This window comes from Sphingobium sp. B11D3A, assembly GCF_025961695.1.
Classification (GTDB): Bacteria; Pseudomonadota; Alphaproteobacteria; order Sphingomonadales; family Sphingomonadaceae; genus Sphingobium.
In genome coordinates, this window is sequence record NZ_JAOQOE010000001.1 from 3,033,317 (window position 1) to 3,046,257 (window position 12,941).

13 protein-coding genes are annotated in these 12,941 nt (G+C 65.6%); 9 read left to right on the plus strand and 4 right to left on the minus strand.

What is annotated here, in order from left to right; all coding sequences use genetic code 11:
• Positions 1–55: 55 nt before the first annotated feature.
• The 4 genes from M2332_RS14140 to hpxZ are packed head-to-tail and all read left to right on the plus strand — an operon-like array spanning position 56 to position 2,452.
• Complete coding sequence (locus M2332_RS14140) at positions 56–844, plus strand: creatininase family protein (protein ID WP_264574558.1); 789 nt, start codon at positions 56–58, stop codon at positions 842–844.
• The gene (locus M2332_RS14145) at positions 841–1,269 is read left to right on the plus strand and encodes a cupin domain-containing protein (RefSeq protein WP_264574559.1); all 429 of its coding nucleotides are present in this window, start codon (positions 841–843) and stop codon (positions 1,267–1,269) included. Before M2332_RS14140 ends, M2332_RS14145 begins: the two co-directional genes overlap by 4 nt.
• On the plus strand, positions 1,269–2,069 hold the full coding sequence (locus M2332_RS14150; protein ID WP_264574560.1) for a cysteine hydrolase family protein: 801 nt from the start codon (positions 1,269–1,271) through the stop codon (positions 2,067–2,069). Before M2332_RS14145 ends, M2332_RS14150 begins: the two co-directional genes overlap by 1 nt.
• Positions 2,069–2,452: an oxalurate catabolism protein HpxZ gene (gene hpxZ, locus M2332_RS14155; protein ID WP_264574561.1), complete on the plus strand. Its 384-nt coding sequence runs from the start codon at positions 2,069–2,071 to the stop codon at positions 2,450–2,452. Before M2332_RS14150 ends, hpxZ begins: the two co-directional genes overlap by 1 nt.
• Positions 2,453–2,477: 25 nt before the next feature.
• Here the strand turns inward: hpxZ and M2332_RS14160 are convergent, their stop codons facing one another.
• Positions 2,478–4,055: a gamma-glutamyltransferase family protein gene (locus tag M2332_RS14160; protein WP_264574562.1), complete on the minus strand. Its 1,578-nt coding sequence runs from the start codon at positions 4,053–4,055 to the stop codon at positions 2,478–2,480.
• 152 nt (positions 4,056–4,207) lie between these two features.
• Here M2332_RS14160 and M2332_RS14165 point away from each other — a divergent pair, with 152 nt between their 5' ends.
• The gene (locus M2332_RS14165) at positions 4,208–5,539 is read left to right on the plus strand and encodes an amidohydrolase (protein WP_264574563.1); all 1,332 of its coding nucleotides are present in this window, start codon (positions 4,208–4,210) and stop codon (positions 5,537–5,539) included.
• Between the two features lie 15 nt (positions 5,540–5,554).
• Here the strand turns inward: M2332_RS14165 and dnaN are convergent, their stop codons facing one another.
• The gene (gene dnaN / locus M2332_RS14170; RefSeq protein ID WP_181558834.1) at positions 5,555–6,667 is read right to left on the minus strand and encodes a DNA polymerase III subunit beta; all 1,113 of its coding nucleotides are present in this window, start codon (positions 6,665–6,667) and stop codon (positions 5,555–5,557) included.
• 172 nt (positions 6,668–6,839) lie between these two features.
• On the opposite strand from dnaN, the gene M2332_RS14175 reads away from it, so the two are divergent.
• Positions 6,840–7,355 (plus strand): hypothetical protein, encoded by a 516-nt coding sequence (locus M2332_RS14175; RefSeq protein ID WP_264574564.1) that lies wholly within the window; start codon positions 6,840–6,842, stop codon positions 7,353–7,355.
• Positions 7,356–7,441: 86 nt separating this feature from the next.
• Positions 7,442–9,037, plus strand: coding sequence for a M28 family metallopeptidase (locus M2332_RS14180; protein ID WP_264574565.1), 1,596 nt, complete (start codon positions 7,442–7,444; stop codon positions 9,035–9,037).
• A gap of 11 nt (positions 9,038–9,048) precedes the next feature.
• Here the strand turns inward: M2332_RS14180 and M2332_RS14185 are convergent, their stop codons facing one another.
• Positions 9,049–9,321 carry a PepSY domain-containing protein gene (locus M2332_RS14185; RefSeq protein WP_264574566.1) on the minus strand — a complete coding sequence of 91 codons (273 nt, stop codon included), beginning with the start codon at positions 9,319–9,321 and terminating at the stop codon, positions 9,049–9,051.
• 260 nt (positions 9,322–9,581) lie between these two features.
• Between M2332_RS14185 and rlmN the strand changes: the two genes are divergently transcribed.
• The gene (rlmN, locus tag M2332_RS14190) at positions 9,582–10,850 is read left to right on the plus strand and encodes a 23S rRNA (adenine(2503)-C(2))-methyltransferase RlmN (RefSeq protein ID WP_264574567.1); all 1,269 of its coding nucleotides are present in this window, start codon (positions 9,582–9,584) and stop codon (positions 10,848–10,850) included.
• An 8-nt stretch (positions 10,851–10,858) separates the two neighbouring features.
• Here the strand turns inward: rlmN and M2332_RS14195 are convergent, their stop codons facing one another.
• Positions 10,859–11,482 carry a flavin reductase family protein gene (locus tag M2332_RS14195; protein ID WP_181558839.1) on the minus strand — a complete coding sequence of 208 codons (624 nt, stop codon included), beginning with the start codon at positions 11,480–11,482 and terminating at the stop codon, positions 10,859–10,861.
• A gap of 118 nt (positions 11,483–11,600) precedes the next feature.
• Here M2332_RS14195 and M2332_RS14200 point away from each other — a divergent pair, with 118 nt between their 5' ends.
• Positions 11,601–12,836 carry an SAM-dependent methyltransferase gene (locus tag M2332_RS14200; RefSeq protein ID WP_264574568.1) on the plus strand — a complete coding sequence of 412 codons (1,236 nt, stop codon included), beginning with the start codon at positions 11,601–11,603 and terminating at the stop codon, positions 12,834–12,836.
• Positions 12,837–12,941: the final 105 nt, after the last annotated feature.

Sequence of the window (12,941 nt, forward strand, 5' to 3'; positions counted from 1 at the left end):
AGCGGTGGGCGCGATGGCGGCCAGCGCGTTCCTGCGGTTTTGAGGGATAAAGGCAATGCTTGAATATTGGCAGGATATGACGACGCGCGACTTCCAGTCCGTGGATGCCGCGCGCGATATTGCCCTCATGCCGGTCGCTGCCATCGAGCAGCACGGGCCGCATCTGCCGGTCTCTGTCGATGCCGACATCAATGCGGGTGTCGTCGCGGCCGCAGCGCGTCACTTGGCGGACGGCGTGCGCGTCGTCGCGCTGCCGATGCTCGCCATCGGCAAGAGCAATGAGCATATGGCCTTCCCCGGCACGCTGACGGTGGGGGCCGAGACGCTGCTGCGCTACTGGATCGATATCGCCGAGTCCGTCCTGCGCGCCGGTTTCCGCAAGATCGTGGTGCTGAACTCGCACGGTGGCCAGCCCCAGCTTGTCGAGATTCTGGTGCGCGAGCTGCGCGTGCGTCACGGCGCTCTCGCCGTCTCCGCGAGCACCTATGGCTTTGGCGTGCCGGAGGGCCTGTTCAGCGAGGACGAGCTGCATCACGGCATTCATGCCGGCGCGGTGGAAAGCTCGATGATGCTCCACCTGCGTCCCGATCAGGTGAAGCGCGAGCTGATGGCCGATTTCCCCTCTACCGGCCCGGCGATTGCGCGCGATTATGATGAGCTTCGGCTCGAAGGCGCGGTGGGCATGGGCTGGATGACGCAGGACATCAATCCGGACGGGGCGATCGGCAATGCCAGCCTCGCCAATGCCGATCATGGCGCCCAATGCCTCGACCATGCCGGGCGCGGCCTCGCGCGTCTGCTTGCCGATGTCAGCCGCTACCCCTTGCCGGAGTCCCGCGCATGAATCCCGCCGTCTATCTCTCCCGTGCGACCGAACTGCAGGCGTTCCGCATCGCGCCGACCGACACCAACTATTTCGTCATCCTGCATGACAAGGCCGTGCCCGGCTTCGAACATGTGTGCGTGGTCGAGATTTTCGAGCCCGGCGGCAAGACCCCGCCGAACAGCCACAAGGCCGCCTTCGAGTTCTTCTACGTGCTGGAAGGGGAAGGGCGGGCGACCTGCGATGGAGCCAGCGTGTCGCTCAGCCGGGGCAGCGCCATGCTGCTGCCGCCCGGCGGCCTGCATGTCATCGAGAATACCGGGCCGGGCAAACTCTACACGCTCACTGTCATGACACCCGATGAAGGCTTCTCCGACCTCATCCGCTCTGGCGTGCCGGTCGATCTCGATGCCAGCGATATCGCTCTTCTCTCAGGAGACGCATGATGCCGGACCAGACAGCCTCCTATCATCGCCTCGGCAGCTCGCCGCGCCGCGCGTGGCAGGTGAATGCGCAGGAGGCCATTCTCGCGCAGGGCGACCAGCCGCGCCGCGTTGTCGCCTGCGAAGCCGCGCCGCAGAATCTGCAGATCGATCTGGCGCGCACGGCGATTGTCGTGGTGGATATGCAGAACGACTTCTGCCACCCCGATGGCTGGCTGGCCTCGATTGGCGTGGATATTTCCGCCGCGCGCTCGCCCATCGCGCCGTTGCAGGCGCTGCTGCCGCGTCTGCGCGCAGAGGACGTGCCCGTCATCTGGCTCAATTGGGGCAACCGGCCGGACCGGATGAACCTCAGCCCCTCGGTCCTCCATGTCTACAAGCCGGATGGCACCGGCACCGGCCTTGGCGATCCGCTGGCGAACGGGGCGCCGGTTCTGGAAGAAGGGAGCTGGGCGGCGGCCGTGGTCGACGAACTGCCGATCGCCCCGCAGGACGTGTGCGTCTCCAAATATCGCATGTCCGGCTTCTGGGACACGCCGCTGGACAGCATCCTGCGCAATCTGCGGGTCGATACGGTGCTGTTTGCGGGCGTGAACAGCGACCAGTGCGTGCTGGCGACGCTGATCGACGCGAATTGCCTGGGCTATGACTGCGTGCTGCTCACCGATTGCGCGGCGACCACCTCGCCGGCCTTCTGCGCCGAGGCGACGCTCTACAATGTGAAACAATGCTTTGGTTTCGTGACCGATTCGGCGGCCCTCGTCGCCGGCATGGACGCGGCGAGCGGGCAGGCGCGCGCGTGATGGAGATCAACAAGCCCGCCGTCCTCGCGGAGGTGACCGCGCTTGTGGATGCATACGAACGCGCGCTGGGAGACAATGACATCGCCATGCTGGATGGCATGTTCTGGCAGTCGGACCGCGCGGTGCGTTATGGGGTTGGCGAATGCCTGTACGGGATCGAGGAGATCCTCGCCTTCCGCAAGGCGCGAGCGGGCGGCTCGCCGCCTCGGACCATCCGGCGCATGGAGATCACCACCTTCGGCGATGATTTCGCGACCGCCAATGTCGAGTTCCAGCGGATCGGCGGCGAGGTCATCGGCCGCCAGAGCCAGAGCTGGGCGCGGCTGTCGGAGGGATGGCGCATCGTCTCCGCCCATGTCTCGCTGCAGGGAAGCGGCCACTGACGGCACGCCCCCGCGCGGACTGACTTCAGAAGCCCGCCGCCTTGCCGTCGCTGCGCGGATCGCTCGCGCCTTCCAGCTGCCCATCGGCATGGCGGACGATGGCGCCGGCATGGCCCATCATCGCCGTCATCGGTGCGACCAGCTCCACCTCATGCCCCGCCGCGCGAAGCTGCGCATAAAGCGCCGGGTCGAAGCGATCCTCCAGCTTGAGTGATGTGCTCTCTTCCCCCCATGTCCGGCCGAGCAGCCAGCGCGGGGCGGAGATCGCCTGCTGCAAGGGCACGCCGAAACGGGCGTAGCGGCTGAACAAAGCGGCCTGCGTCTGCGGCTGGCCTTCGCCACCCATGGTGCCATAGGCCATCACCCGGCCGTCATCGAAATGCGCCAGCGCGGGATTCAAGGTGTGGAACGGCTTGCGGCCGGGCTTGAGGGCATTCCACCCCTCGTCTGCAAGACGGAAAGAGCAGCCGCGATTCTGCCATGTGATGCCGCTCTGCGGCAGCACGAGGCCAGAGCCGAACTCGAAATAGGTGCTCTGGATGCAGCTCACCACCTGCCCGCGGGCATCGGCGGCGGCGAACCAGCAGGTATCTCCGAGGGCCGAGGGGCGCGGCCAGGGCATGGCGCGCGCCGGATCGATCGCCTGCGCCATCCGGTCCAGACTGGTCGCGTCATCGAGCAGAGCCTGCGGATCGATCTCCATGAAGGCCGGGTCGCCGACATGCGCATCGCGGACCAGAAAGGCCTGCTTGGTCGCCTCCACCAGTCCGTGCAAATGCGCGAAGCTTTCGGCCTGTTCTGCTGGCAGGCGGTCGAACAGCGCCAGGATCAGCAGCGACGCGAGGCCCTGCGTCGGTGGGGCGGTGTTGTAGAGCATAGCGTCGCGCAGCCGCACGGAAAGCGCGGCGGGCGAGGTCGCGCGGTGGGCTGCCAGATCCTGCGCCGTCACCGGGCTACCCAGCCGCGCGAGATCATCGGCGATCCGCTCGGCCAGCGCGCCGCGATAGAAGCTGTCCAGCCCATCCTCGGCCAGCATTCTCAGCGTCGCGGCCAGTTGCGGCTGGCGCAGCGTGTCGCCCTCGCGGAGCGGGCGGCCCTCCGGCTCGAAGATCGTGCGATAGGCGCCCGGCACGCTTGTCACCTCGTCCGATTTGCTCGCGGCCAGTTCGGCGCCGCCGGCGGTCACCGCCACGCCCTGTTCGGCATGGGCAATGGCGTCCGCGAGCAGGCGGTTCAGGGGGAGCGGAGAGGGCAGCGAGGACCGCGCCAGATCCCATCCGGAGACCGTGCCCGCCACGGTATTGGCGGCGAGCGGCCCGCGCCAGGGAATGGCCGACAGGCCGGCATAGGCATCGCCTAGCGCCCGAGGACTGCGCCCGCAGGCGTCGATGGCCCAGACCCGGCCGTCCGGCTCGTGGATCAGCCAGAAACCATCCCCGCCGATTCCCGTCATGTGCGGATAGACCGCGGCGAGGCAGGCGGCGGTGGCAATCGCGGCCTCGATCGCCGTGCCGCCGTCCCGCAGGATGGACAGGCCGGCTTCGCTGGCCAGATGGTGGGGCGCGGTAACCATTCCATTGCTGCCGTGGGCACTCTCTTGCATGGTCATGGTCCTTTCCGATCAGCGCATCCCGTCCGCTGCGGCCGCACTAGTATGCATCTTCTGCATAACTTTCAACTTCACCTCGTCCAAGCCCATGTCTATGCTCCGGCCCGGTTCGTGCCACCCAGCCTCCTGCTTACCGGAGAGATGCCATGCTCAAATCCCCTCTCGCGCTGCTCCTTGCCATGTCGGCGCTGGCCAGTCCGGCCATGGCAGCCACCGTGGATGCGCGGGCGACCGGTGCCATCGAGCAATCCATCAAGCAGAGCACGCCGGACCTGATTGCGCTCTACCGCGATCTGCACGCCAATCCCGAGCTAAGCCTGGCGGAAACCCGCACGGCCGCGCGGCTGGCGCAGGAAATGCGCAAGCTGGGGCTGGAGGTTACAGAAAAGGTTGGCGGGACCGGCGTCGTCGCCGTGTTGCGCAATGGCGAGGGGCCGGTGGTGCTGATCCGTGCGGACATGGATGCCCTGCCGATGAAGGAGCTGAGCCAGTCGCCCTTCTCGAGCACCCGTGAGGCGCAGTATCAAGGCAAGACCACATTCGTCGCGCATAGCTGCGGCCATGATCTGCACATGGCCTGGTGGGTCGGCACGGCGAAAGCGATGCTCGCCATGCGGGGCCAGTGGCGCGGGACGATGCTGTTCGTCGCGCAGCCGGGCGAGGAAAGCGGGCAGGGCGCGCGCAAGATGGTCGAGGACGGCCTGTTCACGCGCTTCCCCAAGCCCGATTACGGCTTTGCGGCCCATGTCGGCAATGATCCCGTCGGGCGGATCGTGGTCAAGCAAGGCGCCTTTACCAGCAATTCGGACACCATCCGGATCACTTTCAAGGGCAAGGGTGGTCACGGCTCGATGCCGAGCCGCACCATCGATCCCATCGTGATGGGTGCGCGCTTCGTGATGGATGTGCAAACCGTGATCAGCCGGCAGAAGGATCCGTTTGAGTTCGGGGTCGTGACGGTCGGCGCGTTTCAGGCGGGCTCGGCGGCCAATATCATCCCGGACACGGCATCGCTGGCCCTGACGTTGCGTTCCTTCTCGCCGGAGGTTCGCGAGCAGCTGGTCGAGGGCGTGAAGCGCACGGCACTCTCCGTCGCGACCATGTCGCAGGCGCCCGAACCGGTGATCGATCACAGCAGGGGCGCGGCATCGGTCATCAATGACGATGATCTCGCTGCAAAAACCGCAGCTGCCCTGCGCACGGCGGGGTGGGACGACATTGCGCTGATCCCGGCCAGCGCGCCGGGCGGCTCGGCCAGCGAGGATTATTCGGAACTGGTGTCAGCCAGCGGCATGCGCTCGGTCTATCTGGGTGTCGGCGGCTATCTGCCGTCAGTCATCGCGGATTATGCCAAGCGCGGCGAGCCGCTCCCAACAAACCACTCGCCCTACTTCCTGCCGGACGCCGAAAGCGCCATCCCAACGGCCATACGCAGCCTGTCGGTCGCGGCCCTCTCGGTGCTGGGCAATCCCAAATAAGCCTGGTGCGCGGGATCAGACCCGCATCGGCATCAGCACGTAAAGCGCCGGCGCCTTCTCATTCTCGCGGATGAGCGTCGGCGCGGCGGCGTCGGCGAGGTGGACCTCCACCGAGTCGCCTTCGACCTGCCCGAGAATGTCGAGCAGATAGCGCGCGTTGAAGCCGATCTCGATGGGCGCGGCGCTGTAGTCGCCGGGCACTTCCTCGGCGGCAGTGCCGTTTTCCGGGCTGGTGACGGAGAGGGTGATCTTGTCCTTCTCCAGCGCCATCTTCACGGCGCGGGTCTTCTCGGTGGCGATGGTCGCGACGCGGTCCACGCCTTCCTCGAAGCTGCGCGGATCGATCTTGAGCAGCTTGTCGTTGCCGGTCGGGATCACGCGGCTGTAATCCGGGAAGGTGCCGTCGATCAGCTTGCTGGTCAGCACCGCATTGCCAAGGTCGAAGCGGATCTTGGTGGGCGAGAGGTCGATGCGCACGCTGCCATCCACTTCGTCGAGCAGCTTGCGCAGCTCGGCGATGCATTTGCGCGGAATGATGATGTCCGGCATGCCCTCGGCGCCATCGGGGCGCACGACCGTCACGCGGGCGAGGCGGTGGCCATCGGTCGCGGCGGCCTTCAGCACCGGGGCGGGGTCTTCCGCGACGTGCAGGAAGATGCCGTTCAGATAATAGCGCGTCTCCTCGGTGGAGATGGCAAAGCGCGTCTTGTCGATGATCTGGATGAGCGAGGCGGCCGGCAGCTCGAAGCTGGTGGGCAGCGCGCCTTCCGCGATTATCGGGAAGTCGTCGCGCGGCAGCGTCTGCAGGTTGAAGCGGGCACGCCCGGCCTGCACCAGCATCTTGCCCTCGGCAGCTTCCAGGCGGACCTGGCTGCCCTCGGGCAGCTTGCGCGCGATGTCGAACAGCGTGTGGGCCGAGACCGTGGTGGCGCCCGGCGTTTCCACCTGCGCCTGCACATTCTCGACGATCTGCAGATCGAGGTCGGTGGCCATCAGCTTGATGGCGCCGTCGCCGGTCGCGTCGATCAGCACGTTCGAGAGAATCGGGATCGTGTTGCGCCGCTCCACGACCGACTGGACATGGCCGAGGCTCTTCAGGAGCGTCGCACGTTCGATGGTGGCCTTCATCCCTCTGGTGTCCGTTTCTTATCCGGTTGATGGAGTCGGAGCGAAGGAGTCCGCTCTTGGAGCCTCATTCCTTATCGAAATTGCCGCATGGGGCAAGTCGCCCCGAGAAAAAAGCGCGTGTCCACCCGGCGCCGTCTTGTGTTCGCGGGCGCGTTACGCTTTGTCCGGCGGCATGACGCTCACCCGCCCTGTCCGCGCGCTCGCTCTGCTGCTGATCGGCGCCGCGCTTGCCGCGGCCGGGAGCGCGCGGGCGCGGGATGTGCTCGGCGTGTTCGAGGGCTGGGGCGCGTTCCGGGATCCGAACGCCCAGCGCTGCTTTGCCATGGCCCAGCCGATGGCCGGGGGCTGGGAAGCATCGCCCTGGCGCCCGTTCGCCGCCATTGGCTACTGGCCCCGCGCCGGGCTGCGCGGGCAGGTGAATATTCGCCTCAGCCATCAGCTGGCCAAGGATACGCACGCGGTTCTGTCCCTCGGCGGCAGGCAGTTCGCGCTGGTTGGGTCCGAAGCGGATGTCTGGGCGGCGGACCCAGCAAGCGATGCGGCAATCATCGCCGCGATGCGCACCAACCGGACGATGAGCATATCCGGGCGGGCGCGGGCCGGCGGGCGCTTTACCGATCGCTATGCCCTGGGCGGTGCCGCCACCGCCATCGACGCGGCGGCGCTGGGCTGCGCGCGGCGACGTTAAGCGCTGCTTTCCCGGTCCCGCCACGCGTTGACAGCGCTCTTGTTGCATTGCAGCATGCGGCGCATTGTCCGGGGAGACCATGCTTCATGTTCTATCGCCACGCCCTAGGGGCAGTCATTGGCTGCCTGATCGCCGCCCCACTGGCTGCGCAACTGCCCGACCCATCCCCTGAGCGGATCAGTGCCTGGTGGGGCCATGTCGAGGAACTTGCCAGCGATGCCAATGAAGGGCGCGGAGCCGGCACGCCGGGCTATGATCGCGCGGCCGATTATGTCGTCGCGTCCTTTCGCGAGCTTGGGGCGCGGGCGGCAGGAACGGACGGCTATTTTCAGCGTGTCGATCTGGTCGAGCAGCACTTCGATCAGCCGGCGAGCACGGCGGTGCTCAAGCGCGCGTCGGGCGATGTGGTTCTGGCGACCCCGCAGGATCTGTTCTTCCGTGGCAACACGCCCATGCCGGCCAGCATCGACGCGCCGCTCGTCTTTGCCGGCTATGGCCTCTCCATAGCTGAGGCCGGTCACGACGATTTCGCGGGGATCGACGTCAAGGGCAAGGTTGTGGTCGTACTCTCCGGCGGCCCGGCCGACATTTCGGGCGCGCTGAAGTCGGATGCGCGCTCGGCGCGCGCGAAGCTGCTCGCTGAGCGGGGTGCCTTGGGCATGATTGCGCTCACCACCCCCAAACAGGTCGAGATCCGGTGGGAGCGGCAGGTCGGCAATGCGAGCCTCTCCTCCATGTATCTGGCCGATCCGGCGCTGCGCGATGTCTCGGTGCCCTTCATGATGGCAACCCTCTCGCCGGAAAAGGCCGGTCTGCTGTTCGAGGGCACGGGGCAGAGCTTCGAGGCGCTGTCCGCCCTGTCGGACGCATCCGCGCCGCTGCCCGTCTTCGATCTGCCGGCCCGTTTTGCCGCGACGATTAAGGCGACCCAAAAGCCGCTCAGCAGCAACAACATCATCGCGGTTCTGCCCGGATCGGACCCGGCACTGGCCTCGGAATATGTCGTCCTTTCGGCGCATTTGGATGGCTATGGCATCGGAGCGCCGGTCAATGGCGATGCCATCTATAACGGGGCGTTCGATAATGCCGTCGGCGTCGCCAGCATGATCGAGGCGGCCAGGGCGCTGGCGGCGGCGCCCAGGAAAACCCGCCGCTCGATCCTGTTCGCCATCGTCACGGCCGAAGAGAAGGGCCTGCTCGGCTCGCGCTATTTCGCCAGTCGTCCGACGGTGCCGGCCGGATCGATCGTGGCGAACATCAATCTGGATATGCCGCTGCCGATCTTTCCGCTGACCAGCATCACGCCCATCGGCTATGAGGAGAGCACCCTTGGCGCTCATGCGCAGGCGGTGAGCGAGGCGATGGGCCTGCCCATCGTCCCGGACCCCAAGCCGGATCGCAACGTGTTCATCCGGTCGGATCAATATAGCTTCATAAAGCAGGGCATCCCGGCGCTCTTTCCCAAATATGGTTTCAAACTCGGGACGCCGGAAGAGGCGGTGGAGGCCGCGTGGCGCGCGAACATCTACCATTCTCCCCAGGATGATCTTCTGCAGCCCGTCATGAAGGCCGAGGGCGTGAAGCTGACCGACTATGTGATTGCGCTCACCCAGCGCGTCGCCAACGCGCCGGAACGCCCGCGCTGGCTGGACAGCAGCTATTTCAAGCGCTTTGCGAACTAGGGAGCCCGCCGTCAGTCTCGTTTGCGGCGGACGATCGCGTAGGTTTTTGGGGCGAGATGGAGATCCCACTGCTGGCCCTGCGCATCGCGCGCGTCATCGACCTCCCAGCGATTGTCGTCGATGTCGAACTCGATCTCGTCCCAGCTCTTGAAACCCGCGTCGTGCAGCACGGCAGTGATGGCCTTCGCCTCCTCCGGGGTCGGGGCACGGTCCGCGGCGAAAGCGGGCGTCGCGCAGGCGAGCGAGGCCAGGGCGGCGAGGGGGAGCGGGACCGTGAACTTCATGGATCAATCCTCCGATAGGCGCCGAAGGACTCCACGGCGAATGGCGTACGTGGAATGATGTGCCTCGGGCGCGATGGGGCGTCCGACATCACGCTTGCCAGCAAGCGCCAGAGGGGCCCGGACGACCAGAGCGTAACGGCTCCTTGCTCGCCGGGTTCCCGCAACGACGGGAAATCCGGTTTCGTATGGGGATGGTCTGCCGGCATCGGGGTTGGTGAACGCCACTGGCGCAAGCTCCAACATGCGATTATATGCGCCCCATGCCCCACACTGCGACGCCCCTCATGCCGATCCCCGGCCATGTCGATCCTGTGCCGGTCCCCCGCGCCATCACGCCGCGCGAGGATGGGCGGGTCGATCTCGTTGGTCTCTCCCGCGCCCAGATCAAGGCTGAGCTGAGTGCGGCCGGTCTCGATGAGAAGCAGGCGAAGCTGCGCGCCAAGCAGCTCTTCCACTGGCTCTATCATCGCGGCGAGACCGATTTCGACCGCATGACCGATCTGGCCAAGCCGATGCGGGGCTGGATGGCAGAGCGCTTCATCGTCGGGCGGCCCAATGTGGTGGAAGCGCAGATCAGCTCGGACGGCACGCGCAAATGGCTGCTGCGCTCCGACGACGCGCAGGATTATGAAATGGTCTTCATCCCCGATGCGGACCGGGGGACGCTGTGCGTGTCCAGCCAGGTCGGCTGCACGCTCAATTGTCGCTTCTGCCACACCGGCACGATGCGTCTGGTGCGCAATCTGACGCCGGGCGAGATCGTCGGGCAGGTGATGCTCGCGCGCGATGCCCTTGGCGAGTGGCCAAAGGGCAGCATGGCCGGCTTCGGCGAGGTGGAAGAGGAAGAAGACGACGACGCGCCGCAGTACAGCCCGGACGGGCGCCTGCTCACCAATATCGTGATGATGGGCATGGGCGAACCGCTCTACAATTTCGAGCATGTCCGCGATGCACTCAAGGTGGTGATGGATGGCGACGGGCTGGCGCTCTCCAAGCGCCGCATCACGCTCTCCACCAGCGGCGTGGTGCCGATGATGGCGCGCGCGGGCGAGGAGATCGGCGTCAATCTGGCCGTCTCGCTCCACGCCGTCACCAAGGAGGTGCGCGACGAGATCGTGCCGCTCAACCGCAAGTTCGGGCTGGAAGAGCTGCTCCAGGCCTGTGCCGACTATCCCGGTGCCAATAATGCCCGTCGCATCACGTTCGAATATGTGATGCTCAAGGACAAGAATGACAGCGATGAGGATGCGCGCGAACTGGTCCGTCTGCTCCGCCAATATCGTCTGCCGGCCAAGGTGAACCTCATTCCCTTCAACCCGTGGCCCGGCGCGCCTTATGAATGCTCCACCCCGGAGCGGATCAGGCGCTTCTCGGACATCGTTTTTGAGGCTGGCATTTCCGCGCCGGTGCGCACGCCGCGCGGTCGCGACATCATGGCCGCCTGCGGGCAGCTCAAGTCCGCCAGTGAGAAGAAGAGCCGCGCCGAGCTTGATCGGCTCGCGGCCGAGAAGCAGGCCGCGCTGGGCTGAGCCGAGGTTCAGCCGGGGCGCTTCATCAGGAACTGTGTGTCGGGCCGGATTTCGTAATAGTCGGCCGGACCTCCACCCCGCGCCACCGGCACGGCATCGGTGGTGCGATAAATGCCGTCATGCAGGCAGGCCGGATCGATGTGGATGTGGACCACTTCGCCAAACACCATGACATTGCCGCTTTGCGCGCCGGAAAGGCCACGCAGCGGCATGATGTCTGTCACCCGGCATTCGAACTGCACCGGACTGGCCGCGACGCGCGGTGCCGCGATCTCCACCGATGCGAGCGGTTCAAGCCCCGCGAGCGCGAATTCGTCGATGTCCGGCGCGACCTCTGCCGATGTGGCGTTCATCGCCTCGGCCAGGGAGCGGCCAACCAGGTTCCAGGTGAAGACGCCGGTCGCGCGCGCGTTTGTCAGGCTGTCCTTCACGCCGCTGGATGAGAAGCCGATGATCGGCGGGCTGTAGGCGAAGAGATTGAAGAAGCTGTAGGGCGCGAGATTGGGCACGCCGGTCGCGCTGACCGTCCCGATCCACCCGATCGGCCTCGGCGCGACGATGGCATTCAGCGGATTGTGCGCCAGCCCATGGCCATCGGCCGGGCGGTAGCTGTGGAAGCTGGGGGTGGTCATGATCGTCTCATCTCCGACGGGCCGAGGCAGCGGAATAGCAGATGGACCGGTCAGGGAAAGCGCCCGCTCTTCGTGAAAGGGGGTGACCGAACGATCCGCCGCGCTATAAACGCGCGCCATGAGAATATTGGGTCGCCTGCTCGGCAAGATCATCAGTCAGGGCACATTGACCATCCGCTATGCGGATGGGTCGCAGGAAGTGTTGGGAACAGCCGTGAGGGGCTGGCCGGACGTCGCCATCCGCTTCACCGATGATGCCGCCGCGCGGGCCATCCTCACCAATCCGGCGCTCGGCGCGGCCGAAGGGTTCATGGATGGCAAGCTCATGATCGAGCAGGGCAGCATCTGGAACCTGATCATGCTGGTCGCGGCCAATTCGCCTTTGGAAAGCGGCAAGACGCTCGATGAGCCGAGCTTGCTCGGCTGGCTGGGAGAGCGGATCAAGCACTGGCGCGACAATTACAACAAGCGCAGTCGCTCCAAGGCCAATGTCGCGCATCACTATGATCTATCGGACAAGCTCTACGCGCTGTTCCTCGACAAGGACCGGCAATATAGCTGCGCCTACTTTACCGACCCCGATGCGGTAAGCCTGGAGCAGGCGCAGATCGACAAGAAGGCGCATATCGCCGCCAAGCTCGATCTGAAGCCCGGTCAGCAGGTGCTGGATATCGGTTGCGGCTGGGGCGGCATGGCCCTGTATCTCAACCGCGTGGCGGATGTGGACGTGCTCGGCGTCACTTTGTCCGAGGAGCAGCTCAAGGTCGCGCGGCGCAGGGCGCAGGAGGCGGGCGTCGCCGATCGCGTCCGGTTCGAGCTGATCGATTATCGCGATGTGAACGGCACGTTCGATCGCATCGTCTCGGTCGGCATGTTCGAGCATGTCGGCGTGCGCCATTATCGCGAGTTCTTCCGCACCTGCCATAACCTGCTGAAGCCGGACGGGGTGATGCTGCTGCACACCATCGGCCGCCTCAATGGCCCGTCATCGACGGATGGCTTCATGCGCAAATATATCTTCCCCGGCGGTTACGCCGCGGCGTTGTCGGAGATCATGGAAGGCAGCGAGCCCAACCGCCTGCTGCTGACCGACATCGAAGTGCTGCGCATGCATTATTACTACACGCTCGAGCATTGGTATCAGCGCACGCTGGCGGCGAAGACGGAGATCGTCGCCCTGTACGACGAGCGCTTCTTCCGCATGTGGACCTTCTATCTGGCGGCAGCAGCGTCCGGCTTCCTCTATGGCAGCCAGACGATCTACCAGCTCCAGTTCGTCCGCAATCGCCACACTCTGCCCATCACGCGGGACTATATGGCGCAGGCCGAGGCACGCTATCGCGCCAAGGGCTGATGCTTGATCGAAAATCTAGCTTTCAATAACGAAGTTTAATCGCTGTTTTGAGTGGCCTCTGTTCGATAATCTCCCCTCAATGAATTTTGATCGGGAAGGATATTG